At 62.5% G+C, this 25,730-nt stretch carries 24 protein-coding genes and 1 pseudogene; 2 read left to right on the top strand and 23 right to left on the bottom strand.

Translation table 11 applies throughout. From position 1 onward, the window contains the following. Nucleotides 1-72: 72 nt before the first annotated feature. The 20 genes from ACF6ZU_RS14810 to ACF6ZU_RS14905 form a co-directional block, all read right to left on the bottom strand. On the bottom strand, nt 73-1,299 hold the full coding sequence (locus ACF6ZU_RS14810; RefSeq protein WP_392893592.1) for a beta-ketoacyl-ACP synthase: 1,227 nt from the start codon (nt 1,297-1,299) through the stop codon (nt 73-75). Next, complete coding sequence (fabG, locus tag ACF6ZU_RS14815) at nt 1,299-2,027, bottom strand: 3-oxoacyl-ACP reductase FabG (protein WP_392893594.1); 729 nt, start codon at nt 2,025-2,027, stop codon at nt 1,299-1,301. Before fabG ends, ACF6ZU_RS14810 begins: the two co-directional genes overlap by 1 nt. After that, nucleotides 2,020-2,484, bottom strand: coding sequence for a hotdog family protein (locus ACF6ZU_RS14820; RefSeq protein WP_392893596.1), 465 nt, complete (start codon nt 2,482-2,484; stop codon nt 2,020-2,022). Before ACF6ZU_RS14820 ends, fabG begins: the two co-directional genes overlap by 8 nt. Further along, nucleotides 2,481-3,677 carry a beta-ketoacyl-[acyl-carrier-protein] synthase family protein gene (locus tag ACF6ZU_RS14825; RefSeq protein WP_392893598.1) on the bottom strand — a complete coding sequence of 399 codons (1,197 nt, stop codon included), beginning with the start codon at nt 3,675-3,677 and terminating at the stop codon, nt 2,481-2,483. The genes ACF6ZU_RS14820 and ACF6ZU_RS14825 overlap by 4 nt, the downstream gene beginning before the upstream one ends. Further along, nucleotides 3,674-4,279, bottom strand: coding sequence for a hypothetical protein (locus ACF6ZU_RS14830; protein WP_392893599.1), 606 nt, complete (start codon nt 4,277-4,279; stop codon nt 3,674-3,676). Before ACF6ZU_RS14830 ends, ACF6ZU_RS14825 begins: the two co-directional genes overlap by 4 nt. Beyond that, nucleotides 4,279-5,004: a class I SAM-dependent methyltransferase gene (locus tag ACF6ZU_RS14835; RefSeq protein WP_392893601.1), complete on the bottom strand. Its 726-nt coding sequence runs from the start codon at nt 5,002-5,004 to the stop codon at nt 4,279-4,281. Before ACF6ZU_RS14835 ends, ACF6ZU_RS14830 begins: the two co-directional genes overlap by 1 nt. Next, on the bottom strand, nt 5,001-6,248 hold the full coding sequence (locus ACF6ZU_RS14840; protein WP_392893602.1) for an NAD(P)/FAD-dependent oxidoreductase: 1,248 nt from the start codon (nt 6,246-6,248) through the stop codon (nt 5,001-5,003). Before ACF6ZU_RS14840 ends, ACF6ZU_RS14835 begins: the two co-directional genes overlap by 4 nt. After that, nucleotides 6,235-7,392: a sodium:proton antiporter gene (locus tag ACF6ZU_RS14845; RefSeq protein WP_392893827.1), complete on the bottom strand. Its 1,158-nt coding sequence runs from the start codon at nt 7,390-7,392 to the stop codon at nt 6,235-6,237. The genes ACF6ZU_RS14840 and ACF6ZU_RS14845 overlap by 14 nt, the downstream gene beginning before the upstream one ends. Then, a complete protein-coding gene (locus ACF6ZU_RS14850) occupies nt 7,392-9,731 on the bottom strand; it encodes an MMPL family transporter (RefSeq protein WP_392893604.1) in 2,340 nt (779 codons plus the stop codon). Before ACF6ZU_RS14850 ends, ACF6ZU_RS14845 begins: the two co-directional genes overlap by 1 nt. Further along, nucleotides 9,715-10,413 (bottom strand): outer membrane lipoprotein carrier protein LolA, encoded by a 699-nt coding sequence (locus ACF6ZU_RS14855; protein WP_392893606.1) that lies wholly within the window; start codon nt 10,411-10,413, stop codon nt 9,715-9,717. Before ACF6ZU_RS14855 ends, ACF6ZU_RS14850 begins: the two co-directional genes overlap by 17 nt. Beyond that, entirely contained in the window at nt 10,410-10,835 is a 426-nt protein-coding gene (locus ACF6ZU_RS14860; RefSeq protein WP_392893608.1) for an acyl-CoA thioesterase, read from the bottom strand. Before ACF6ZU_RS14860 ends, ACF6ZU_RS14855 begins: the two co-directional genes overlap by 4 nt. Further along, the gene (gene hutH, locus ACF6ZU_RS14865) at nt 10,828-12,372 is read right to left on the bottom strand and encodes a histidine ammonia-lyase (protein WP_392893610.1); all 1,545 of its coding nucleotides are present in this window, start codon (nt 12,370-12,372) and stop codon (nt 10,828-10,830) included. The genes ACF6ZU_RS14860 and hutH overlap by 8 nt, the downstream gene beginning before the upstream one ends. Further along, the gene (locus ACF6ZU_RS14870) at nt 12,353-13,300 is read right to left on the bottom strand and encodes a glycosyl transferase (protein WP_392893612.1); all 948 of its coding nucleotides are present in this window, start codon (nt 13,298-13,300) and stop codon (nt 12,353-12,355) included. Before ACF6ZU_RS14870 ends, hutH begins: the two co-directional genes overlap by 20 nt. Further along, nucleotides 13,297-14,031 (bottom strand): glycosyltransferase family 2 protein, encoded by a 735-nt coding sequence (locus ACF6ZU_RS14875; protein WP_392893613.1) that lies wholly within the window; start codon nt 14,029-14,031, stop codon nt 13,297-13,299. The genes ACF6ZU_RS14870 and ACF6ZU_RS14875 overlap by 4 nt, the downstream gene beginning before the upstream one ends. A gap of 128 nt (nt 14,032-14,159) precedes the next feature. Next, nucleotides 14,160-15,842, bottom strand: a complete 1,683-nt coding sequence (locus ACF6ZU_RS14880; protein ID WP_392893614.1) for an AMP-binding protein — start codon at nt 15,840-15,842, stop codon at nt 14,160-14,162. Continuing rightward, nucleotides 15,839-16,384 (bottom strand): hypothetical protein, encoded by a 546-nt coding sequence (locus tag ACF6ZU_RS14885; protein ID WP_392893615.1) that lies wholly within the window; start codon nt 16,382-16,384, stop codon nt 15,839-15,841. The genes ACF6ZU_RS14880 and ACF6ZU_RS14885 overlap by 4 nt, the downstream gene beginning before the upstream one ends. Beyond that, on the bottom strand, nt 16,381-16,635 hold the full coding sequence (locus tag ACF6ZU_RS14890; RefSeq protein WP_392893616.1) for an acyl carrier protein: 255 nt from the start codon (nt 16,633-16,635) through the stop codon (nt 16,381-16,383). Before ACF6ZU_RS14890 ends, ACF6ZU_RS14885 begins: the two co-directional genes overlap by 4 nt. Before the next feature lie 9 nt (nt 16,636-16,644). After that, entirely contained in the window at nt 16,645-16,905 is a 261-nt protein-coding gene (locus tag ACF6ZU_RS14895) for a phosphopantetheine-binding protein (RefSeq protein ID WP_392893618.1), read from the bottom strand. After that, nucleotides 16,886-17,695, bottom strand: coding sequence for a lysophospholipid acyltransferase family protein (locus tag ACF6ZU_RS14900; RefSeq protein ID WP_392893620.1), 810 nt, complete (start codon nt 17,693-17,695; stop codon nt 16,886-16,888). Before ACF6ZU_RS14900 ends, ACF6ZU_RS14895 begins: the two co-directional genes overlap by 20 nt. Beyond that, the gene (locus tag ACF6ZU_RS14905) at nt 17,671-18,396 is read right to left on the bottom strand and encodes a beta-ketoacyl synthase chain length factor (RefSeq protein WP_392893621.1); all 726 of its coding nucleotides are present in this window, start codon (nt 18,394-18,396) and stop codon (nt 17,671-17,673) included. Before ACF6ZU_RS14905 ends, ACF6ZU_RS14900 begins: the two co-directional genes overlap by 25 nt. Before the next feature lie 355 nt (nt 18,397-18,751). Between ACF6ZU_RS14905 and ACF6ZU_RS14910 the strand changes: the two genes are divergently transcribed. Continuing rightward, a complete protein-coding gene (locus ACF6ZU_RS14910) occupies nt 18,752-19,522 on the top strand; it encodes a ParA family protein (protein ID WP_392893623.1) in 771 nt (256 codons plus the stop codon). Between the two features lie 135 nt (nt 19,523-19,657). On the opposite strand, the gene trxC is transcribed toward ACF6ZU_RS14910, so the two are convergent. Beyond that, a complete protein-coding gene (gene trxC, locus ACF6ZU_RS14915) occupies nt 19,658-20,092 on the bottom strand; it encodes a thioredoxin TrxC (RefSeq protein ID WP_392893625.1) in 435 nt (144 codons plus the stop codon). Between the two features lie 337 nt (nt 20,093-20,429). Between trxC and ACF6ZU_RS14920 the strand changes: the two are divergent. Next, nucleotides 20,430-20,828, top strand: a pseudogene (locus ACF6ZU_RS14920) (type II toxin-antitoxin system HigA family antitoxin). 6 nt (nt 20,829-20,834) lie between these two features. On the opposite strand, the gene selO reads toward ACF6ZU_RS14920, so the two are convergent. After that, a complete protein-coding gene (selO, locus tag ACF6ZU_RS14925; RefSeq protein WP_392893627.1) occupies nt 20,835-22,298 on the bottom strand; it encodes a protein adenylyltransferase SelO in 1,464 nt (487 codons plus the stop codon). Nucleotides 22,299-22,346: 48 nt separating this feature from the next. Beyond that, nucleotides 22,347-25,697, bottom strand: a complete 3,351-nt coding sequence (gene mscK / locus ACF6ZU_RS14930; RefSeq protein WP_392893629.1) for a mechanosensitive channel MscK — start codon at nt 25,695-25,697, stop codon at nt 22,347-22,349. Nucleotides 25,698-25,730: the final 33 nt, after the last annotated feature.

Raw genomic sequence — 25,730 nt, forward strand, 5'->3', positions numbered from 1 at the left:
AATCGCCTAATTCATCGTTGAAACCTTTTGCCGCGGGGAATAAAAAAATCGCCGAAGCGGCGATTTTTTTTCTTACGCCCAGCGCTTGAAGATCAACGACGTATTCACCCCGCCAAACGCAAAGTTGTTGTTCATCACGTACTGGTTCTTCATCTGCCGGAATTCGCCGCGCAGGTAGTCAAGCTTGCCGCAATGCGGATCCACCTCATCGAGATTGAAGGTGTGCACGTACAAATCGCGGTTCATCATTTCGATGCTGAACCAGGATTCCAGCGCACCGCAGGCGCCCAGGGTGTGGCCGAGGAAACTCTTCTGCGAGCTGATCGGCATGTGTTCACCGAACAGGCTGCTGGTCGCCAGGGTTTCGGCGATATCGCCCTGTTCGGTCGCGGTGCCGTGGCCGTTGACGTAGCCGATGTCCGAGGGTTGCAAGCCGGCGTCTTCCAGGGCCAGTTCCATGGCCCGGCGCATGGTGACCTGCTCGGGGCGGGTGGTGTGCTGGCCGTCGGCGTTGCTGCCGAAACCGACGAGTTCGGCGTGAATGTGCGCGCCGCGTGCCAGGGCGTGTTCGAGTTCTTCGAGCACCAGCATGCCGCCGCCTTCACCGATCACCAGGCCATCGCGGCCGCTGTCGTAGGGGCGTGGCGAGGTCTGCGGGGCGTCGTTTTTCAGGCTGGTGGCGTAGAGCGCATCGAAGACCATCGCTTCGGTAGGGCACAGTTCTTCGGCACCGCCGGCGAGCATCAGGGGCAGGCGACCGAACTTGATCGATTCGTAGGCGTAGCCGATGCCCTGGCTGCCACTGGTGCAGGCGCTGGAGGTCGGGATCAGCCGGCCGGTGAGCCCAAAGAAGATGCTGATGTTCGCCGCCGTGGTGTGCGGCATCATGCGCACGTAGGAGTTGGCGTTCAGGCCTTCCGCCACGGAGTTGAGCAGCATGTTGCCGAACGCCTTGATCTCGTCGGTGCTGCCGGTGGACGAGCCGCAGGCGACGCCCATGCGCCCGTCCTTGATCGATTCGTCACCCAGCAGGCCGGCATCGGCCAGGGCCTGTTCCGCCGCACCCACCGCCAGGCGCGAGACTCGGCCCATGCTGCGCAGTTGTTTGCGCGTCCAGTGGCTGGGCACCTTGAAGTCATCGATGGGGCCGGCCAAACGTGTGTTGAGTTCGGTGAAGCGATCCCACTCGTCCATGCGGCGGATGCCGCTGCGATTGGCCGCAAAGTTGCCGGCGATGGTGTCCCAGTCGCTGCCCAGAGAGGTGATGCCGGCCATGCCGGTGACGACGACGCGCTTCATCAGCACAGGCCTCCGTTGACGGCCAGAACCTGCCGGGTGATGTACGACGCTTCCGCCGACATCAGGAAATTCACCGCGCCAGCCACCTCTTCCGGGGTGCCCATGCGTTGTGCGGGGATCATTTTCATCAGTTCTTCCACCGGCACGTTTTCATCCAGCATGGCTGTGTCGATCAGGCCGGGTGCGACACAGTTGACGGTGATCTTGCGCTTGCCCAGTTCGATCGCCAACGCTTTCGCCGCGCCGATCAGACCGGCCTTGGAGGCGCTGTAGTTGACCTGCCCGCGATTGCCGATCAGACCGGAAACCGAGGTGATGCAAACGATTCGCCCCGCCGCGCGACGACGGATCATCGGCATCATCACCGGGTGCAGCACGTTGTAGAAACCGTCGAGGTTGGTGCGCATCACCACGTCCCAATCATCCTCGCTCAGCGCCGGAAAAGCACCGTCACGCGTCAGGCCGGCGTTGAGCACCACACCGTAATAGGCGCCGTGGGTTTCCACGTCGGCTTCGAGAATGGCTTTGCAGCTGGCGCGGTCGGACACGTCGAATTGCAGGACGCGCGCGTTGCGGCCAATCGCCTCGATGTCGGCTTTCACCGCGAGGGCGTCAGTCAGCCCGCTGCGGCAATGCAGCACGATGTCATGCCCGGCCTGAGCCAGACGCAACGCAATGGCACGGCCGATGCCACGGCTGGAACCGGTGACCAGTACGGATTCAGTCATGACTGGCTCCTGGAGTTTCATTGAGGTATTGAGCAGCCTGAGGCGGGCGGAACACGTTCAGACGAGCGGTGGCGTGAATGCCGGGGGCGTTGATGTGGCATTCGAACACACCCATGCCGTTGTCGTCTTCCAGCGAGCGAATGCCGTGGATGGTCAGCTCGGTGCCGGCGGGGAAGTGTTCGACATTGCATTCGAATTTGCGGGTGCCGAGCAGGAAGCCCAGCTCCACCGCATCGCCGCGCTGGCGCGCATGGCAACCGGCGTAGGCGGCCACGCTCTGGGCCATCAGTTCGATGCCGACCCACGCCGGCAGGCTGCCGTCGGGCCGATTGAACAGGCCATCGGGCTTGACGGTGAGGCGGGTATGGATCTGCTCGTCGTCGAACGACAGGATCTGATCGATGAGGATCATGTCGCCAGCGTGGGGCAGAAGTTCGGCGAGCGGCCAGTCAATCATGGGGCGTCTCCGATAATCAGGCTGACGTTATTGCCCCCGAAGGCAAAGGAATTGCTCATCAGGTAGCGAGGTGCAATGGACGCCAGGCGATCGGCCGGAGTCACCCAGTTCAGGGGCGGCAGGTCCGGGTCGGGTTGGCCGTCCCAGACATGGGGAGGCAGCGCGTGCCCGTGGTTGGCGGCGCTGAGGCTCAACCAGCAGAACGCCGCTTCCAGCGCGCCGGCCGCACCGAGGGTATGGCCGGTCATCGGTTTGGTCGAGGAGCATGGCACGCCGGTTGGAAACAATGCCGCCACGGCCAGGCTTTCCATGGCGTCGTTGTGTTGGGTGGCGGTGCCGTGCAAGTTCAGGTAGCCGATCTGCTCGGGTTGCAGGTTGGCGCGGCCCAGGGCTTTGCGCATCGCTTGCAGGGCGCCACGGCCGGTCGGTTCCGGTGCGGAAATGTGGTGGGCATCGGAACTGGCGCCGCTGCCCAGCAGGGCGATGGACGGTTGGTCGCCTGGCACTTTCGTCATCAGGAACAGCGCCGCGGCTTCGCCAATGTTGATACCGTTACGGTTGACCGAAAACGGGTTGCAGCGTTGTTCGGAAACCGCTTCCAGCGCCGAGAACCCGTTGAGGGTCAACTTGCACAAACTGTCGACACCGCCGCACAGCACCGCATCGCACAAGCCCAGGTCCAGCAGGCGCTGGGCGCTCATCAGTGCCCGGGCGCTGGAGGTGCACGCCGTGGAAATCACATAGGCCGGGCCACTCAGTTGCAGCCAGTCGGCGAGGAAGTTGGCCGGCGCACCGAGTTCCTGTTGCTGATAGTCGTAGTCGGCCGGGAACTGCTGCTCGCGGATGTAATGCGCCAAGCCGCGGCTGGCTTCATCGATGCCTGAAGTGCTGGTGCCGAGGATCACACCGATGCGGTCGCTGCCATAGGTCTGGATCGCTTGATCGATGTCGGCGCGGATCTGCAGCGCCGCTTCCAGCAACAGTTGATTGTTGCGGGTGCTCTGCTTCGCCAGTTCTGCCGGAATCGGTGCCAGTTCTCCGCGCACCGCGGCCACCGGCAATGTACGTTCCGGCACCCAGCCAGACTCGCTGCGCATGCCGGAGCAATCGCCGGCGAACAGGTGGCTCGCGACTTCCTGCTTGCCGCGACCCAGCGCGCAGATGACCCCGAGGGCATTGAGGTAGGCGGTCATGGCGTCTCACCACTCAGGGGCGTGACTTGATAGGTCGGGCCTTTGGGCAATTTCAATTCAAAGTTCAACGGTTGTGCGTAACGGACTTCCCAGTGCTCGGGCAAGGAGCGTTGTGCGCCATGCTGCCAGGCCGTGGGGTAGTTGCCGCGCAATTCATCTTTGGGCGTCAGCGCAAACAGCAAGGCCGCGAACAGCTCGCGGGCTTCCGGATTGGGTGGTAGCAGGCCGTCTGCCTGCCATTGGCCGTCGATCAGCTTTTGCCGCGCCTGAGGAATGCCCAGCAGGTCCATCATCGACCAGCGGATGCCCGGGCCTTCAGGCGCAATCACCAGCACCCAGTCCTGACGCTGATTGTCGAGCAGCCGCTGGATGTGCAATTGCTGCGGCAACGGCAGCGTCGGAGTCTGCTCGGGCAGCGGTGCCTTGCTGGCGCAGGCACTGATCAGCAGGGCTGCGCCAATGAGCAAAACTCTCAACACCGCCGCATACCCTGTGGGAGCGAGCCTGCTCGCGATGACGGCTATACAGTCGACATTTATGCTGACTGACCCACCGCTATCGCGAGCAGGCTCGCTCCCACAGTTGGCGTACGTTGAGTTCATCACACAGCACCTTCCCGCGGTTTTCGCGCCACCACATTGACCAGGGTTTCTTCCCGCTGGCCAAAGGGTTTTGGCTGGCGCAGCCCCATGCGTTCCAGCAGCCCAAAATCCTTGGCGCGGCTCCACCACAAGTAGGGATAAGACACATTGTGCGGACCGAATTCGAAGCCCTGGCGCTGAATCATTTCCAGGTACCCGGCGGCGCTTTTCTGCACATGCATCGGATGACGGAACAACCAGCGGATCACCCAGGTATCAATGTAAGCCTCGGTGGATTCGGCGAACAGCAGATAGCCACCTGGCTTGAGCACACGGTAGAACTCGGCGAGTGCCTTTTCCTGCTCGACCAGATGATGGAAGGTCTGGTGACAAAACAGCAGGTCGACGCTGGCATCCGGCACGGCCAGCGTCGCGCAGTCGCTGCCGATCAACTCCACGTCCATGCCCTGACGGGCGGCTTCTTCGCCGCTCAGGTCGAGGCTGTGCGGGTCGGCGTCGACGCCGATCAGGTGCTGCGGCGCGAAGGTCTGGCGCAGGTACTGGAACGACTTGCCCTGACCGCACCCGGCGTCCAGCAACACCGGCCGCTCCGGCAACGGTCCGCTGAACAGGCCGCGCAAATCATTGATCGCCACACGCAGCACATGGTGCTGCCAGGTGTGGCTGCGCAGGAACCAGAAACCGAAGCGGGTTTCTTCGACGTAGTTGTCGGTAAAGTAGGTCATGTGGCATCCCTTGCGCAGAGTTCCGACAGCATCCGCAGTCGGCGTTTCGGTTCGGCGACGAACGGGTTGCGCTCGTCCCAGGCATAACCGGCGAGGATCGAACTGATCATGCGACGGATGTCCGGCGAGCTGTCCGGATGGAAAATCACATCCTGGAACGTCCCTGCGTACCAGCCTTCGACGTAGCAGCGGAAGGTATCGACGCCACGTTTGAGCGGTACGGCGAATTCGCTTTGCCAGTCGACACTTTCACCTTGCAACTGACGGTGCAAAACCCCGGCGGCCATGCTCGCCGAACGCATGGCGATGGTCACGCCGGAGGAGAACACCGGGTCGAGGAATTCCGCCGCATTGCCTAGCAACGCAAAGCCCGGCCCGTGCAGGGTTTTGACGTTGGCCGAGTAGCCGCCGATGGTGCGCGCCGGGGTGTCCCATACCGCGTTGTTCAGCACGCCGGACAGGCTTGGCGTCTCGGCAATGAAGCCGCGCAGGCAGTCGTCCAGATTGTCGGTGCGCCCGGCGAAATGTTCCGCCGCCGCGACCACGCCCACCGAGCAACGGCCGTTGCTGAACGGGATGGTCCAGAACCAGATATCCCGTTGGGTCGGATGGGTGGTGACGAGGATTTTCGTGCGGTCGAACGTCGGGTGGTCGATATGGTCTTCGACGTGGGTGAACACGGCCTGGCGCACCGGGAAATTCGACGGTGCTTCTAGGTCAAGCAGGCGCGGCAGGACGCGGCCGTAGCCGCTGGCATCGAGCATGAACTCCGCTTCGACGTGGTACTCACTGCCATCCTCGCGTTGCACGCCTAGCAGCGGTTTCGCCCGTTCGATATCGACACTGACGATCGCTTCGCCATAGCGGATTTCCACGCCTTGCAGGGCCGCTTGATCGGCCAGCAGTTTGTCGAAATCGGCACGCTGGACCTGAAAGGTGGTCGGCTTGCCCTGGCTGAAGGTGTCGCCGAAATCGAAGGCGCTGTAGTGCTCGCCCCAGGCGAACGCCGCTCCGGTTTTCAACTGGAAACCGGCGGCGTTCACTGCGTCGAGCATGCCGGCTTCTTCGACGAAATCCAGGCAGTGGGACAACAGGCTTTCGCCGATGGAGAAGCGTGGGAAATGCTGGCGTTCGATTACCAGAACGTCGTGCCCTTTGCGCTTGAGCAATGCGGCGGCGATGGCGCCCGAAGGGCCCGCGCCGATAACGACGACCTGGCGACGTTCCATTTCAACGATTGGCATGGGGGCTCCTTGCCGGTACGGCAGCTTCCAGGGGGATTCGGTGCATGCCGACGAGTGCCGGCAGCAGCGTTGCGATCAGGCCCATCAGCATCAGCGCGAAGTACAGCGGCGGGCTGATGAGTTGTTGTTGCAGCAGCAGGTTGAGAAAGACGATCTCGCTCAATCCGCGAATATTCAGCAGCACGCTTTCGCGCCAGCGGCTGGCACCGGCAAACGACGCGCCGGCCCAACCCAGGCCCAGCCAGTTGCCCAGCAGTTTGCTGGCGATCGGGAACAGCAGCAGGGCGGCCAGTTGCGCCCAGCCGAGGCTGTCCATGGCGCTGTGCACGTTGATCTGCACGATGCCGAAGGTGAGGATCAGCGGGATCGCGACCCAGGTCTGCAACCCATTCATCCAGCGCGCCGGCACGGGCAGTACCAACGGGATCTTGAGCGCAGCCATGCACAGCAGGTAACCGATGCCGACAATCAGCGCATTGAGTTTGTAGTGCTCGGCCACCACCAGCAGGGCGAAGAAACAGCCGCTGTAGAGCCGTGGCCGACGCAGGCCGATTATCCGCAACAGCAAGGGCACGCACGCGCAGGCCAGCGGCAGCAGCAGGCTGCTCAGGTGCAGGCTGCCTTGGGCGATGGCGAACAGGGTCCAGCAGGTGAGGTCGATCAGGATTGCGGTCTGCACCAGGCGCCGGGTCGCCGTGGTCGGATAGCCGATATGCCGCAGGTACAAATACAACACCGGAATCGCGGTGATGGCGAACAGCAGACCGACCGCCAGCGAGCTGATCCACGGCTGTGGCGGCAGCAGCCAGACGGCCGTGGCCAGGCCACAGGCGAAGGGCACGCAGAAACTCGGCAGGGCGATTTTCAGGCTCTGGCGATCGAGTCGCAGGTCGATGACATCGCTGAGAATGTAGCCGAGCAGCAGCGCGAAACTCAGGCTGTAGAGGTTCTTCAGCCAGATCGGCGCGACCAGTGTCGCACCGCTCAATTGCCATTGCGGTTCGATCCAGAAATACATCAGCAACGGCAAACCGATCGTCGCCAGCAACAACTGGCTGACGATCGGGATCAGGCCGAAATGACGCCCGACCCGCGTGGCCACGGCGAACAGCGCCAGGGCCATCGCCCAGAACAATGCGACCATCACGTTGCCGACTCCGCGATCGTGGTCGCATGCACTTGCCGTCCGGCCCACGGTGCGAGCAGGAAACTGAACGCCAGGCCGAGGCTCACAGACAGCCCGAAATTGCTCACCGCCGGCGTACTGGACACCGCCAGCAACCCGAACGACAGCCAGGTGGTCAGCGCCGCCAACAGCGTGCCTAAAAGGCTCACGGCCGCGCCGCCCACCTGTTCGCGCATGAGGATCGCGTAATCGACGCTGATCGCCGTCACCAGCAGCAGACCGAACAGGCTGAACAAGGTCAGCGGCTGCCCGAGCCAGCCGAGACTTGCCAGGCTGCACAGCGCCGCCAGCAGCGGCAGGGCGACGATGCGCAACGCGCCGCCGAGGCCGAACGGCAGGATCAGCACCAGCACGATCAGCACGCAGGAAGCGAGTTTCAGCTCCGCGGCGCTGATCTGGGTTTTGGCGAACACGCTGTTCAGTTCACCCAGGCGATCCACCAGTTCGACGCCCGGCAAATCCAGCGCCTGCACCCGCAGCAGTGCCGGGTTGTTCAGGCCTTGCAGGCTGACCATCGCCGCCACGCCATCCTCGGTCGGGCCCAGCCATAGCGGGCGATAGGGTTCGGCCAGCGGACCGGTCAGCGCGCTGTCGATGTCTTCGACCGGCAGTGCCTGCAACGTCGCCAGCTCGGTCTTCAGCGCCTCGACGGGCACGCCGACCTCGAGCAACGGCTGCCAGAACGTCGGCAACTTGCTCAGGGCTTCGCGCACCTGTCGTTGTTCGCTCGGCTGGCTGACCAGTTGATTGAGCGACAGATAGCCCTGGAGCTTGTCCAGGTTGACCAACTGATCCAGCCGCTCGCTCAACGCGGTTTGACGCTCGAGCAATTCTTGCTGGTTGGCGGCCCGCACCAGAAAGAACTGGCTGGTGGGCTGGTAACCGGTGATGCGCGCGATGGTCTGGGCTTCGTCGGCCAATTGCTGTGGCGCGCCGACCCATTGGCGAATGTCGTTTTTGCTGTCGAGCTGCAACAGGCCGCCGACGCAAAAGGCGATCAGCAAGGCCAGCAGCACTGGCGTTTTCGCGATCCTGAGCAACGCCTCACGACGATCCAGCAAGTGCTCGGACACTCGCAACGGCCACTGCGCCGGGTGCAAATCCGCCCCTTTGAGCAGCGCGGGCAGCAGACACACGGCGGACAGATAGGCGCCGAGCAATCCGGCGGCGGAGAACACGGCAATCTGGGTCAGGGCCGGGAACGGTGTCCAGGCCAGCGCAAGGTAACCGATGCAACTGGTGATCAGGCTCAGGGTCAGGCCCGGCAAGGTCAGGCGCAGCGCCGGCCAGCTGTGCCAGGGTTTCAGGCTCCAGCTCTTGGACAAATAGTGCAGCGGGTAATCGACCGCGACTCCGATCAGACTGGAGCCGAGCACCAGGGTCATCACGTGCATATGGCCGAACAGCGCCACACAGGCCACCGCGCCAAACAGCATGCCCACCAGCACCGGGACGAACGCCAGCAACACGCGCCAGCGGCGGAAGGCCAGCAGCAACAGCAACAGAATGCCGATCGTCGCGCCGCCGCCGACCCAAGTCATTTCCCGGGTGGCCTGTTGCTGACCATTGGCGGCGTACAGCAGGCCGCTGGCGGCCAGCAGTTGCACATCGCTTTGCGCTGCTTCCTCGCGGCTGTGCTTGAGCAGCGCTGCCACTTGCAGCGGCAGGTTCATGTCGAAGGCATTGCCGGTGGTGCGCGCCCGCAGCAGCACCCAACTCTTGCCGTCGGCATCGGCGACCAGTGCGCCGCTGCCGATGTCCAGTTGCACCGAGCCATGTTGCGGCTGGCTGTTCTGGATGCGCCCGGTCAGGCCCAGCCAGTCATCCTGGCTCGGCACCAGGCTGAAACCGGTGAAGGGGTCGAACAGCGCTTGCACCCGTTGCTGGATAAAGGCGTCGGGATGCTCGATCAGCTGTTGCCGATCCGTCGCCGAGAGCATCGCCAGCCGGCCTTGCAGCAACTGTGTGCGCAGTGCCGGCAAGTCCGCTTGCAATGTCCATTGGACCTTCTCGAACAAACCGCTGGCCTGCCATTGTTCGCCCAGCTTCTGCGCCATGGCGACCGCTTGCTGGCGATCGGTGTGGCCAACCAGCACCAGCATTTCGCGGTTCAGCGGTTCCTGCATGCGTTGTTCGGCGCGCAGTTCCAGCGCGTCGGGCGCGGTGCCCGGCACCAGTTCCATCAGGTTGGCCGACAGCGGCGCGCCGTCCCGCCATTGCCAGCCGGCGAGCGCGAGCACCGCCAGCAGCAGGATCAGAAACAGGCGCGGAAGCGTGCGTTCACTCGGCAAAGTCATGTTGCTCCGCGTCGCTCAACGGTTGGCTGCTGGTGCTGTCCTGCATGCGCAGCAAGGTGCTGTCGCCCTGGGTTTCCAGCAACTCGATGGTGCTGACCAGTTCGCCGCCGGTGATGTTGATCCGGTTGAACACCTGCTTGAGCAACAGCGAGCGCGGGATCAGGGTCAGCGTCCAGTTCTGCGCGTCGCCGCTCAGGGACAGCTCGAAGTCCCGTTGCAGGCCGCTGCTGTCGCCTTGCAGCACGGCGAGGAACAAGCGGTTCTGCTCGGCGCCGGCACTTTTGCCCGGGAGCATTTGCCAGCCATTGGCGTCACGCCGGGCGATGCCTTTGGCGGTGATGCGGTAATCCTGTTGCAGCGGGGTTTTCAGCAACCACAGCAGACCGTGGTTTTTCGCGAGGACGAAGGTGCCCTTGCTGGTCAGCGGCTGGGGCAGGGCACGCAGGTGTTTTTCCTGGACGAACCGGCCGTGGATCACATCGGGTTTGGCCAGTTGATCGCTGAGCTGTTGCAGATCAAACGCCTGCGCCAGCCCCGGAATACCCAGCAACACACACAACACCGTAGGAGCGAGCTTGCTCGCGAAAAACCTGAGAGCACCGCGGGGTGTCAGGGGCCCAGCGTTATCGTTAACGACCATCGCCGGCAAGCCGGCTCCTACAGGGGGTGGGCAGAACATCATGGCAGGGCCCTCTCGACGGCGTCGGTGAAGATCTTGGGCGAAGCCAGCTGCATTTCGCGGCTGCTCATGTCGACCGCGACCTGCACCGAAACGGCTCGGGTCAGGCGCTCGCCGGTTTCCAGGTCGCTGATCAGGTAGTTGATCTTCAGACGGTTTTCCCACTCCACCAGATTCGCCCGCACGTTCAGCTTCTGCCCGAACACCGCACCGCGCACATAACGCAGTTGCAGGTCGATCACCGGCCAGGCGTAACCCGACTCGACCATCGCGGTGTAGTTGTGGCCGATTTTATCCAGCAGCGCACAGCGGGCGATTTCCAGGTATTTGACGTAATGGCCGTGCCAGACGACGTTCATGGTGTCGACGTCAAAGAACGGCACGAGGATTTCCGTATCGCTGTGAAGCACTCCCTTGCTACGCATGCAGCCTCCAGTGTTGCTCGGCAATCCGTTTCAGGCACAGGCGCAATTCGCCTTCCAGCGCACGATCCTCGATGACCGGCGGGAAGTCTTTGGCCAGTTCTTCATGCATGGCCGCCAGCGCCGGTGGCAACGGCCGGGCGTCCTGCGCCTTGCTGCGCAGCCACACGCCTTGATTGGCGGCGAGCAGGGTAGCGGCGGCGACCTGTTCGGTCAGCTCCAGCACGCGGATCGCGTCGCGGGCGGCGATGGTGCCCATGCTCACCTTGTCCTGGTTGTGGCATTCGGTGGAGCGCGAGAACACGCTGGCCGGCATGGTGTTTTTCAGCGCTTCGGCGGTCCAGGCGCTGGTGCCGATCTGCACGGCCTTGAAGCCGTGGTTGAGCATCGCGCGATCCGCCGTGGCGCCGGACAAATTGCTCGGCAAACCATGGTTGTAGCGCTCGTCCACCAGCAACGCGAGTTGCCGGTCGAGCAGGTCGGCGACGTTGGCCACCAGGTTTTTCAGACTGTCCATGGCGAACGCGATGTGGCCGCCGTAGAAGTGCCCGCCGTGCAACACGCGCTCGGCTTCGGCGTCGATGATCGGGTTGTCGTTGGCGCTGTTGAGTTCGATCTCGATGAACGAGCGCAGCCAGTTCAGGCTGTCGGCCAGCACGCCGAGCACGTGCGGCGCGCAACGCAGGGAATAGCGGTCTTGCAGGCGATGCAGCGGCGCGGTCGGCGCGTCGATCGCCAGGTCCTTGCGCAGCCACGCGGCGACTTGCATCTGCCCCGGGTGCGGCTTGGCGGCGAACAGGCGCTCGTCGAAGTGCTCGGGATTGCCTTGCAGCGCGACCACGTTCAGCGCGGTGATGCGTGTGGCCAGTTGCAGCAGGTAATCGGCGCGGGCGTAGGCCAGGCAGGCCAGGCCGGTCATCACGGCAGTGCCGTTCATCAGCGCCAGCGCTTCTTTCGGGCGCAGCACCAGCGGCTGCCAGCCGAGTTCGCGGTGTACATCGGCGGCCTGGCGGCGTTCGCCACGGAACATCACTTCGCGCTCGCCGGACAAGGTCGCCGCGACATACGAAAGCGGCGTCAGATCACCGCTGGCGCCCACCGAACCTTCCTCCGGAATCAACGGCAGGATGTCGTACTCGAGGAACGCTTGCAGGCGTTCCAGCAGCTCGATGCGAACCCCCGACACGCCGTGGCACAGCGACTGCAAACGCGCCGCGAGCACGGCGCGGGTGGCCTGGGCGTCGAGCAGTTTGCCGAGGCCGCAGCCGTGGAAGGTGTACAGATGACGTGGCAACGCCTCGACGTGATGCAGCGGCACCGCGACCACGCAGGAATCGCCGTAACCGGTGGTCACGCCGTAGATCACGCCTTCCTTGTCCAGCAGGGAATCGAGGAATCGCGCGCCCTTGGCGATGCGCTCGCGGTACGCAGGATCGGCCTGCAACTGCGTCGGCACCTGACGGTTGGCCAGGGCCAGCACGTCTTCGATGCGCAAAGGGAGTTCGCCGAAGGTTACCGGCTCAAGCGTTGGCGTCGTCATCGGTCTTCCAGAAAGGGTAAAAGTTGAACCATTGTTGGGGCGCTTCGAGGCAATAGTGACCCAGGCGTTCGGCGTAGCGGGTCGCCCACTGATGAATGACCTGCTCGCGGTCGCTGCGCTTCCAGGTGATGGCGTCGGCGAACGGTTCGAGGGTCAGTCGATAATCGCCGTCGGCTTTCTTCAGGCACAGCAGCAGGTTGACCGGGCATTTCAGCAAGCCCGCCAGCAGCCACGGCCCTTGCGGAAATCTTGCCGGGTGGCCGAGGAAATCCACGGTCACACTGCGCCCGCCATGCAACGGCACGCGATCCCCGGCAATCGCCAGCCACTCGCCGCGCTCCAGGCGCTCGTGCAGTTGCAGCATGATCACCGGGTCGAGCTCGCTGACCTGGATCAGCCGCAGGTTGGTCGCGCCGGCCTCGCCCAGCAAGCGGTTGAACTGCTCGGCGTGCTTGGTGTGCACCAGCACGTTCATCGTGACCTTTTCGCCGATCTCCGCCAGCGCGCGGCACACTTCGAGGTTGCCCAGGTGCGCGCCCACCAGCAGTTGCCCACGGCTGCCGCGCAACTGGTTGCGCAGCAGCGCCGGGTCGATGATTTCGATCTGCTCGATGCTCAGCTTGCCGTTCCACACGTCGAGCTTGTCGAGCATCGAATCGGCGAAGGCCATGAACTGGCCGAACACCCGCCAGTGGCTCGGGCGCAGCTCGTCGCGACCGCTCCAGTCGGCGAGGCGCTGCTGGTATTGCCAGGCACTGTGACGAGCGCTGCGACCAAACAGGAAAAAGTACAGGACGATGCCGTACAGCAACGGGCTCAACAGCCGCCGGCCGAGGACCTTGGCGCCGAACGCGGTGATCTTCATCAGCCAGAAGCTGCCGCGCTCCTGGCGGTCGGCCCAGTGTTGTTTGTCGGCTTCGCTGCTCATGCTCGCCACCGTCGCCAGAGGATCACCGGCGCCCGCAGCAACATGCCGAAGAACAGCCGGGTGTGCATGCTCGAAATCAGTACATTGTCGTGGAACATACGGAAATGCGAGACACCGTCCAGCGGGTAGTGCACCTTGGTCGGTAGCCACTGCATCGGCTGATTGCGCCAGGCCAGGCGCACCAGGATGTCCGAGTCGAAGTCCATGCGCTTGCCGACTTTCGCCGAGTCGATGACTGCCAGGGTTGGCGGCAAGGGGTAGACGCGAAAGCCGCACATGGAATCGCGAATCTGCAGCGACAGGGTGTTGATCCAGACCATCACGTGGGTCAGGTAGCGCGCATACAGGCGACCTTTCGGCACGCTGGCGTCGTATTGCGGGTAGCCGCAGATCACCGCGCGCGGATGGGCGCGTGAGTGCTGAATGAAGGTCGCGACGTCTTGCAGGTCGTGCTGACCGTCGGCATCGACCTGCAAGGCATGGCTGAAACCCAGGCGCGAGGCTTCGCGCAGACCGGTCATCACCGCGCCGCCCTTGCCCTGGTTGGCGGCGAGGCGGATCAGGTAGACCATCTCGCGGCGGGCCAGTTGATCGAGCACCGACGCGCAGGCCTGATCGCTGGCGTCGTCCACCAGGATGCACGGCAGGCCGCTGGCGATCAGCGCGTCGACCACGGTGGTGATCGCGGTTTCGTGGTTGTACACGGGGACGATGGCGCAGGGGTTATGCATGGTGGCATCCACCCGAGAGACCGAGTTGAATCCATCGCGAGCAGGCTCGCTCCCACAGGGGACCGTTTTGCACAGTTCCACTGTAGGAGCGAGCCTGCTCGCGATTGAGTGCGCAGCACTCACCAGACTTACGCATCACCCAAAGCCTCCAGCAAAATCCGCCCGCTGGAGCAGGTGGCGGTCTCGTTGCGATAGGCGAAATACAACTTGCTGCGCACCGGATCGAAGCGTAAATGCAACTGGACTTCATCACCCGGTCGTACCAGCTGCTGGAATTTCAATACTTCCATACCGGCGAATTTTTCCGGCAGGGTCATCAGTTGCTGGCCAAGCTGCAGGGCCCACTCCACCTGCACCACACCGGGCAACACCGGTGCCTGGGGAAAGTGGCCGCTGAAGTAGGCGAGGTCCGGTGGCACCGCCAGTTGCAGGCTCCACTCACCCTCGATTTGCTCTTGCTCCAGCACTTCCGGCGACTTCGGGCGCGGCGCCAGCAGCAACGCTTCGACGTCGGCCTGTGGCAGTTTTCCCTGGGTGTTCAGTGGCAGCTGCCGCAGCAGGCGCCAGCGTCGAGGCAGCGCCAGGGCTTCGCAATGCTGGCTCAGGTGTTGGCGCAGTGCCTGAGTGAGGGTGCGTCGACCCTGATTGCGCAAGGCATGCAAACCCGAGTCGCTGAGCACCAGCAAGGCGCCCAGCGAGGCGCGATTTTCCTGGACCACGCCGAGGCGCGCTTCGGCGACCCATTCGTGGGCGGTCAGCGCTTTTTCAAGCATCGGCAGCGAGATACGCTTTTCTTCCAGTTTGACGATCCGGTCCAGCCGTCCGAGCAATTCGAAGCGCCCGTCAGCGGCGATTCGTGCGGCATCCGCGGTGTGCTCAACGTGGCCGGGCGGCAGGTAGGGCGAGGCGATAAGCAACGCGCCGTCGCTGTCCTGGCTCAATTCGACACCGGCAAAGGCTTGCCAAAGATCGGGACCCCGACGCCAGGCGATGCCACCGGTTTCCGAGCTGCCGAGGATTTCCGTCGGCCACTGTTGCAGGCGTTGCTGCAGGCTTTGCGCGGCTTCGATCGGCAACGCACCGCCCGAGGAAAACACCCGACGCACCGCGCTCAGCGCCGGCCAGTCGAGGTTGTCACCCATGCGCTTGAGCAGCGCCGGGCTGGCGACCCAGGCGAAGGCTTTGTGTTCGCGGCTGGCGCGTTGCAGGTCTTCGGGAAACGCCAGTTGCTTGCGCACGAATGGGCGCCCGGCGCACAACGGCCACAACACCCGGAACAGCAGGCCGTAAATGTGCTGGGTGGCAACGCTGCCAATCACGCAGGCCTGGCCCAGATCGGCGCCCCACAGCTGTTCGAGCGCCTCGACCTCGTTGGCCAGTTGGCGCAGGGTTTTGTCGATGCGCTTGGGCTCGCCACTGGAGCCGGACGTGCACAGACTGAGCGTGCAGCGATCCAGGTCCAGGGCGGTGGCGGTCAGAGGCGCGTGGCGATAGTCGCTCAAGTGCGCATCATCGGCCTGATCCGTCAGCCACAGGTCAACCTCGCTGGACCAGCGCTGGCGCGTTTGCGGTTGCAGATCGGCGGGCAACAGCACGCTGGCACCGGCGCGCCATGCGCCGAACAGCGCAATGGCCAGCTCGGCGGCGTCTTCGAAGTGCACGGCGATGCGCCCTACGCCCTGGGCTTGCAGGCCGGCGGCCAGGCTCAGGGCCTGTTCGCACAGGTGTGCGTGATTCAGCGCCGGCTCGGCCGTCACGCGGCGGTCCGGTTGAGCCTTGAGCAACAACTGCTCAAGTTTTATCCAATTCATGGGTGGCCTCGTACCCGTTGTCGTATCAGCCATTCAATGGCAAACATCAGGCCGATCAACCCGTAGGAGATCAGGCCGGTGTACAACATCCACCAACTCAGCGGCGCCCAGAGGGTCAGGGCCGCGGCACACAAACCGTTGCACAGGAAAAACACGCACCAGGCAATGGTGACCTGGCGGGTATAGCGAATCGCCCTGGCCGGTAAACGCGGTTCGCGCAGGCGGGCCAGGCGTTCGACCATCGGCGGACCGTATTTGAGGCTCAACCCGAACAGCACCAGCATGAAACCGCTGATCAGCACCGGGTACCAGCGCAGCATGGCGGGGCTGTCGAACAGCGCCAGCAACAGGCAGAACACGATGGCGACCGTTGCCATCCACAAACTGCCCGGCCGGCGTACGCCCGTCAGCGCCCGCGCCAGCCACAGGCTGCCCAGGAGCAGGCCGAACTGCCACGGCGCGAAATGCTCCATGCCGAAATACACCGCAAAGGGATACAGCAGGCCCGCCAGCAGCAGGCCGAGGCCGATCAGTCGGCTCATGCGACGGGTTGAACCAGACGGTAGACCGCCTCGACCACGTCACTGACGGTGCGCACCGACTTGAATTCTTCGGCGGCGATTTTCTTGCCGGTCTGGCGTTTGATGTGGTCGATCAGGTCGACCGCGTCAATGCTGTCGATTTCCAGGTCCTGATAGAGGTTGGAATCGAGGCTCACACGTCCTGGATCCAGCTCGAAGAGTTCGACCAAGGCATCGCGCAGGGTGTTGAAAATGTCTTCACGAGTTTGCATGGTCCGGTCTCAAGCTGCCTGTTTTGCAGTGACGAACGCCGCAAGGCTCGCCACGTTGCTGAAGTGATTGCGGGTGTCCTTGGCGTCGGCGTCGATTTTGATGCCGTACTTTTTCTGGATCGCCAGGCCAAGTTCCAGGGCGTCGACGGAATCCAGGCCCAGGCCTTCGCCGAACAGCGTCTGGTCGTCGCCGATGTCATCGACGCTGACGTCTTCGAGGCCAAGGGCGTCGATGATCAACAGTTTTATTTCACGGTGCAGATCGCTCATCTTCGGCGAGCTCCTTAATAAAGTAGTGGTGCAAGTAATCATTGAGCTTGCGCGAGGCTTGGGGCGCGGGGCCTTGCGCGGCGAAGGCCTGTGGGTCTATATCGGCCCCGACGCGGAAACTGAAGTGCACGCGCCGTTTCGGGATCCGATACCAGGGCTCGGCCTTGGTCAATGTGGTCGGGCTGACCTTGATGACCACCGGGGTAAGGATTTTCGCCCCGCGCAAGGCAATCGACGCCGCCCCCCGATGGAAGGCGGGCGATTCGCCGGGCTGGGTGCGGGTGCCCTCCGGAAAAATGATCAGGGTCTGGCCACTTTTCAGCGCATCTGCCGCAGCGTCGAGCATGTCCATGCTGCCGTCGTTGCTGATGTATTCGGTGCGGCGCAAAGGGCCACGGGTGAACGGGTTCTCCCAGAGGCTGCTTTTGACCACGCAATTGGAGTGGCGCACCAGGCCGATCAGGAACACTACGTCGATCAGCGACGGGTGGTTGGCGATGATCATCTGGCCTGGGCGACCGAGCTTTTCCGCGCCTTGAATGTCGTAGGTCAGCACGCCGGTGCGGGCCATGAAGCGGACGAAAAACCAGAAGCAGCGACTGACGGTCTGCCGCGCCCGCAGCCGATGGGTCTGTGCGTTGCCCGGCAGGCAACTCAGAATCGGGAAAACCATCAGACGCAGGCACAGCCCACCCAACCCGAAGAGGGCGAAGCTTGCGGCAGTGGCCAGCAAACGCCAGTAGTAGGCGTCGCGGTTTTTTTCACTTACGGGTTGCGTTGCCAGGTCCATACACGATTTTTCCAGGCATGTTGGCAGGTGGTTTGCTGGCCGAGCAGGGTACGCAAGAGATTCAGGGCATGGGGCCAGTGGGCTTTGGACAACTCATCCGAAGTGCTGTTCAGGGACAGCTGCCAGTCGTTGCCGGGCGTCAGCAACAGACCCACCGCGTAAGGGAAGGGCACATCGTCTATCCAGTCCGAATAGGCTTGCGGCGGTTGCTCTTCGGTGACCACCAGCAGGACTGCGGGCGCGCCTTCGTCAAGCAGCGCCGCGGCCTCTAGCATGCCGTGTTCAAGGCCATCGCCAGCGGCTGCCAGTGCGGTCATTTCGCTGGTTTCACCGCGCATGATCGACCACAGGCCGATGACCGCGTTGTGCACCGACAGGCTGAACTGGGTCGGCGACAACGGCTGCTCGGCAGCGAGATCACTGAGGATATCGAAGGTGCGCGGGGTTTCGCCGTGGCGAGAAATAAAGACCAACGGTAGGTCAGGGCGACCATCGGCCAATGGCCAGCCGACGCTGAACGCCATGCGCGCCAGGCGACTGAGCCGACGCCGCTGCATGGCCGGCAGAAACGAGACGTCGGGGGCAGCATCGCAATTTGGCAGGACGACCGGTTGTCGGCTCCAGGCCTGCCAATCGTCCACGCTTTCGAGCCCAGGGGCCCACGCGCGCCATTGGGCGATGTTGAAGTTGATCACAGGCATTCATCCCGCCCCTGCGGGCTAACTTGACGCGGCGCGTCGAAAAAACAGCGGTTCACCTGACGTGACGCTGAGCGCCGAGTGGCGCGCATTATCCCGGTGCGGCGAGCGCGTAGCAAATGCTGGTTACATTTTGCTCAACGAAATGTACCGATTGGTTCGTGAACGGCTGTCGTTTAGCCATTATCCACATCGAGGTGAGCGTGTCTGTCGGATCAGGGAGGGTTTTTCTGGGTGAGAAGACGGTGTTTTCAGTGAGCCTTCGCACCTGACTGTGTAGTCCCTGTGCCGACGAGGTAGCTAAGCAACGCCGTGGACTACTACACTCGGTCATTCTTTGATACACGGAGGTTTTGACATGCGGCGGGTGGTATTCAATCAGAAAGGTGGCGTAGGCAAATCCAGCATTGCCTGCAATCTGGCGGCGGTCAGTGCCAGCGAGGGCTATCGCACCCTGTTGGTGGATCTCGACGCCCAGGCCAATTCCACCCAGTACCTCACCGGGCTCACCGGTGATGACATTCCGATGGGCATCGCCGACTTCTTCAAACAGACGTTGTCTTCAGGGCCGTTCTCGAAGAAAAACCAGGTCGATATCTACGAAACCCCGTTCGACAACCTCCACGTCATCACCGCCACCGCCGAACTGGCCGATTTGCAGCCAAAGCTCGAGGCGAAACACAAGATCAACAAGCTGCGCAAACTGCTCGAGGAGCTGGATGACGACTACGACCGCATTTACCTCGATACGCCGCCAGCCCTGAATTTTTATGCAGTATCGGCATTGATCGCCGCTGATCGTGTGCTGATTCCCTTCGACTGTGACAGCTTCTCGCGTCAGGCGCTGTACGGTCTGCTGGCTGAAATCGAAGAATTGAAGGATGACCATAACGAAGGGCTGGAAGTCGAAGGCATCGTCGTCAACCAGTTCCAGGCCCGCGCCAGCCTGCCCCAGCAAATCCTCGACGAATTGATTGCTGAAGGATTGCCGGTGCTGCCGGTGTACCTGGGCACTTCGGTGCGCATGCGTGAATCGCATCAAGCCAACACGCCGCTGATCCACCTCGACCCACGGCACAAGCTGACCCAGCAATTCGTCGAACTGCATAACCTGCTGGAAAAAGCCTGATCTTCCAGGCACCACCGAACTCCTGTGGGAGCGAGCCTGCTCGCGATAGCGGTGTGTCAGGCAACATCAATGTTGAATGACAGATAGCAATCGCCGGCAAGCCGGTCTCGCTCCCACATTGGATGTGTGGGGTGCTTAGATTCCCTGGCTACGCAACCAGCTCATCAACTGCGGTAACGGAAACGCCCCGCTCTGGCGCGCCACTTCCCGGCCGTTCTTGAACAGGATCAGGCTGGGAATCGAGCGAATCCCCAGCTGCGCCGACAATTGCTGATTCGCCTCGCTGTCCAGCTTGGCCAACCGACATTTACCCGCCAATTGCCCGGCAGCCTGCTCGAACACCGGCGCAAACGACTTGCACGGCCCACACCAGTCCGCCCACACGTCCACCAGCAACGGCAAATCGCCCTTGATCTGGCTCGCGTAATCAACTTGTTTCAATTCGAAAGGCTTGCTCAGCAAGACCTCGGCTTTGCAGCGCCCGCATTTCGGCTGATCACCGAGGCGCTCGGCGGGGATGCGGTTGAGGCCGTTGCAGTGGGGGCAGGGGATGAGGAGTGGGTCGGTCATTGTGGGCTCTCAGTTGGACAGCTAGTGACCCTTATCTGGAGTCGAGGTCTCCGTTAATCAAGAAATTAGTCTGTAGGTTGTTGCCTTCTTCTTTTGCGGATACTCCCTACAGGCAATGAAGTCTCGACTGATTGGCGATGAGAAGTTGGGCTTTTAATCTTCGGTAGCAGCTTAAGAAGGCACTTCCTTGTTGGAGTTGATGGCCCAGGGTGCATAAAGGCGCAATGCGCTACTACCTTCCCGACCTTCTCAGACTGCTTCCGCTCAACAAGGGGATTTTGTAGGAATGGAACACGTCAGATGTGATCAAAATGAGGCGCGGGATGCAAAAAGGTATTTGGATGAGAGCAAACGTTTGGCTGATTGCTCGAGAGATTGTTTGTCCTTGCTACGCAAGTCAAAAAACGAAGATGACTATAACCGGCTGGTTCAGGCGCTCGATGAGTTGCTTGAAATAACCGGCGATGACGAGTCGCACCCACTTATGAGCCTTGTCGACATCATCGGCGACTGGATTGAGGAATGGGATCACACGCACCACCCTATGGCCGAAGCCAGCGGTGTCGAGGTTCTCGGGTACCTGATGCGATAGCATGGTTTGACTCAGAGCGATCTGCCGGGTGTAGGCACGCAATCGGTCGTTTCGGAAATACTGAGCGGCAAGCGCCAGCTCAACCTGCGACAGATCCGCTGGTTGGCCGAGCGCTTTGGTGTTTCAGTGGAAACGTTTATCTGAATCACCTCAAGACGAGCAGCTAATTTCCAAATGCTTCCCCCACTCCGGCGGCCGTTCGGCATAACCCTCCATCCCCGGCTGCTCCTCGAACGGTTTGCTCAGCACCGCATGCAGCCGGCGAACCTCTGAATAGTCGCCGCTTTCCGCCGCATCGATGGCCTTCTGCGCCAGGTAGTTGCGCAGGATGTAGAGCGGATTGACCGCGTGCATGCGCTGGCGGCGCTGCTCCTGGTCAACGACTCCTTCGCGGGCGACACGGGCGACGTAGCCTTCGGCCCAGGCATCGAAGCCCTTGATGTCGACGAAGTCGTCGCGCAAGCGGGCGACGGCCAGTTCCGGCGATTGATCGCCGAGGCGGCGGAAGAACAGGCTGTAGTCGACGCCGCTGTTCTGCATCAGTTGCAGCAATTGCTCCAACAGTTTCTGGTCATCGTCTTCGGCGGTGGTGAGGCCCAGGCGGCGGCGCATCAGGTCCAGGTAATGGGCCTGGAACAGCGGCAGGTACAGGCCCAGGGTTTCGCGCAGGGCTTCGACGCTGATGAACGGCGTCAGGGCCTGGGCCAAAGCGCTGAGGTTCCACTGACCGATCGGCACCTGATTGCTGAAGGAATAGCGGCCCTGGTCATCGGAGTGGTTGCAGATGAAATTGGCGTCGAAATCGTCGAGGAAGGCGAACGGACCGAAGTCGAAGGTGATGCCGAGGATCGACATGTTGTCGGTGTTCATCACCCCGTGGCAGAAGCCGTAGGCTTGCCATTTGGCGATCAGCTCGGCATTGCGCTCGACGATTTCACAGAACATCGCCAGGTACGGTTCGGGTTGTTCGAGGCACTCCGGGAAGTGCATCGCCAGTACGTGCTCACCGAGCTCTTTCTGCTTCTCGGGGCGTTTGGTGTAGTAGAAATACTCGAAGTGGCCAAAGCGCACATGGCTTGGCGCCAGACGCAGGACCATGGCCGCGCGCTCCTGTTTCTCGCGCCACACCGGGGTGTCGGAGCCGATCACGCACAACGCGCGGGTGGTCGGAATGTTCAGCGCATGCAGGGCTTCGGAGGCGAGGAACTCGCGGATCGATGAGCGCAGCACGGCGCGTCCGTCGCCCATGCGCGAGAAAGGCGTCTGGCCGGCACCTTTGAGGTGCAGGTCCCAATGCTCGCCGGCCTCGTTGTACACCTCGCCCAGCAGCAAGCCTCGACCGTCGCCCAACTGCGGGTTGTAGGAACCGAACTGATGCCCGGAGTAGACCATCGCCCGGGGAATCGCATCGGCCCACAGCTTGTGACCGCTGAACAACTCGGCGAACTCCGAGGTTTCGGCCACGGCCGGGTCAAGGTCGAGGAGTGCCATGGCGGCAGGGCTCGCGACCACGAGGCGCGGGTTGTCGATGGGTTCGGGCAGTACATGGGCGGAAAACGTATCGCCCAGGCGATCGAAGCGATTATCGAAGGTCAGTTCGTCGAGGGCTTTCACCGGCCATCTCCAGCAGAATGTCCGAGCATTCTGCTAGGGATAGGGCGGTTAGTCGAGCTTGGCGGGCGGCGGCTCTTGCAGCGGTTTGCCATCGGCCATCGGCACGATGGTTTTGGTTTCCGGCTCGATCGGGACCATTTTGTATTCCTGGCCATGCAGGTTCTTGAGATAAACCTCCATCTGCCGGAACGAGATGTTGATGTGCTGCTTCTTGAATTCGCGGTTGATGAAGCGGTTGACCTCGTCGAGCACCGGGTTTCGGTCACCGAGGTCGCGCACGTGCATGCGCAACTCGTGGTCGAGGGTGCTTTCGCCGAAGTTCAGGAAGTACACGTGGGGTTCCGGATCCTTCAGTACCCGCGGGTTATCGCGGGCCGCCTTCAGCAGCAGTTCCTTGACCAGGTCCAGGTCCGAACCGTAATCGACGCCGAGTTTGAGGGTCACCCGGGTGATGGTGTCGGTCAGGGACCAGTTGATCAGTTGCCCGGTGATGAACGTCTTGTTCGGGACGATGATGTCCTTTCGGTCGAAGTCGGTGATGGTCGTGGCGCGGATGCGGATCTTGCTCACCGTGCCCGACAGGTTGCCGATGGTGATGGTGTCGCCGATCCGCACCGGGCGTTCGAACAGGATCATGATGCCGGAGATGAAGTTCGCGAAAATCTCCTGCATGCCGAAACCGAGGCCGACCGAGAGTGCGGCCACCAGCCATTGCAACTTGTCCCAGCTCACGCCAAGGGTCGACAGGGTCGAGACGAAACCGATGCCGGCGATCACGTAGGACAGCAACGTGGTTGTGGCATACGCGCTGCCCTGGGCCAGGTTCAGCTTCGACAGCACCAGCACTTCCAGCAAGCCCGGCAGGTTTCGCGCCAGGGCGAAGGTGATGCCGATGATGATCAGCGCACCCAGCATGTCGCCGATGCTGATCGGCACCATGCTCATGTTGGCGCCGGTGCCGCTGGTGTATTCGTAGAGAGTGATGTTGTCGAGGTACGAGAACACCGAGATCAGGTCCGACCAGACCCAGTACAGCGCGGCCATGAACCCGCCGAGCAGGGTCAGGCGAATCAGGCGCAGGGACTGTTCGTTGACCTTCTCGATATCCAGCGTCGGCTCTTCGATCACCGCTTCGCCATCGCCGGCCTCTTTGGCGGCCTGCCGCTTGGCCAGTGCGCGTTGGTAGGCCAGGCGCCGTGCCGCCACGCTGAGGCCGCGGACGAAGGTGGCTTCGATCACCAGCCAGAACATCAGCAGGTAAAGCGTGTTGATCAACCGGTCGCTGAGTTTCAGCGCGGTGTAGTAATAGCCAAAGCACACGGCGACGAACAGCGCGATCGGCAGGGCGGTAAACATGATCCCGACGGCTTTGCGGAACAGTGAGGCGTTTTCATGGGTCGGGCTGCTGATCAGCAGACGGCTGAGCAGCCAGGCCATCAGCGCGTAGCAGGTCAGTACCACCGGCATGCCGAGCACGTCATCGGCCAGCGCCGCCGGTTGCAGTTCAGCGACGGCCACCACCGCCACCAGGGCCATCACCACCAGGCCAAGTCGACGGACCCAGCCCTGGAGGAATTCGACCTGAGGTTTTTCCCAACGGAAATGCAGTTCGGCCACGCCACCCGGCGCGAGGATCCGGTAGGCGGTGTAGAACACCAGCCAGGCCTGACCCATTTGCAGCAGTGCCGAGCCCATGTTGGCGTTCTGCCCGCGAGCGTCGATCTGCAAGGCCAGGCCGCACAGCGCCAGGCCCAGCGCGACCGGCAAGGCCAGCAGAATATTGATCAGGATCGCCTGCGGCGTGTGCAACTGGCTGTCACGCTTGAAGTGGCCGATGTCCTGGTGAACCTTGTTCAATCGGGCATACAGGCTTTTGCGTCGCCACAGCAGGGCGCCGATCAGCAGCACCAGCGGCAGGAACAGCAGCGGTCGTTGCGTCAGGCCGTCAATCAGCTCGCTCACGCTCGAGGCCAGCGGCAGGGTCGCGACCTGGCGCTGCAGGCGCTCCGGCACGCCGCGCATCCATTCCGGATCCAGCGGCTTGTTGCTCGGAATCCAGAACATCTGCTCATCGAGCGTCGCCCGCAGGCTTTGCGCGGTGCTGAGCAACTGCTTCTGATTGAGTTGCAGCGTGATCGACTCGTTGAGCACCGCGCTGAGTTCGCGGTTCAGCCGCTCCAGCAGGTCGGCGCGGGTCGTGGCCAGTTCCAGCAGGCTCTTGCGCAGTTGCGGGGTGACTTGCTCCGGCGGCTGGGTCGACAGCAGGTTATCGACATAGGTCGCCGGGTTGCTGAGCAATTCCCGTTGCTGACTGACTTCGAACTGATACAGGCGAATGTCGGCGATCTGGTCGGCCAGGTCGCGGTCGAGCTTGAGGCGCGGCAGGCCCTGTTTCTGTTTGTAGAGAATTTTCGACAGCAGCAGGCTGCCCTTGAGCACGTTGATCTGCTCGTCCAGGGCCGAGTCGCTCTGGGTCACGTTGTCCAGTTGCTGCTTGGTTTGCAGGTTCTGCTGGGTGACTTCGTTGAGACGGTCGGTGCTCTTGAGTAGGTAGTCCGACAGCTTCAGGTTGGCCGCGCTTTCGGTGGCCAGCAGGGCGCTGCCGCCGGACTTCTGCGCCTCGATCGACTGCTGCGTCACCGTCTCCTGGGACTGGGCCAGGCGCTTCTGATTGATCAGGGTTTGCAGTTCCTGGATTTCCCGGTCCAGGCGATCGGACTTCTCTGTCAGCAAGTCATGCTGGCTGTTGCCCAGGTCCTGCAACTGGCTGTTGCCGGCCAGTTCCTGGCGGCGCAGCGGGATCAGCGCATTCAGGGCCGCCAGCTCGGCGTTGAGCAGGTCACGCTGTTCGCCACTCAAGGTTTTGCCGTTTTCTTTACCGGCCTTGAGGATGTTGTTGATCTGCTGAATGCGCGTCTGGCTGCTGGAGATCTCGGCCTGGGCGCGTTCGGGGCGGGTTTGCGCGGTAATGACCAGGCTGTTCGCGTCGGCGAGGGCTTTTTGCAGATCGCTTTGCTGGGTCGAGCGCTCGGTGAGCATCTGCTCCAGCTGCTGGATGGACTCTTTGGTGTAGCGCTGCGCCACCGGCGTTACGCTGCTGGCCTTGAGCCGAGCCAGTTCGCGCTGGTTCTCGATGTTCATCTTCGGCGCGGTGGCGAGCTGCTGCTTGAGGTCGACCAGTTTCTGCTCGTAGTCACGCTTGTTGTTGAGTTGGGTCAGCGTGTTTTGCAGCACGGTCTGCAGGGCTTTCTGATCGGCTTCCGGCAGTTTGCGGTCGGCGATCTTGTCCAGGCTCGCCTGCACGGCTTCGCTGGACGGCGGCTCGGCCGCTTGCAGGGTTCCGACAGAAAGGCTCAAGCCCAGCAGGGCCATGATGAAAAAGGTGCGCAGGGTTGACATAGAGACCGATCGAAAGCGAGACGAAGAATGGAG

The sequence above is a fragment of the Pseudomonas migulae genome (assembly GCF_043225285.1).
Classification (GTDB): domain Bacteria; phylum Pseudomonadota; class Gammaproteobacteria; order Pseudomonadales; family Pseudomonadaceae; genus Aquipseudomonas; species Aquipseudomonas migulae_C.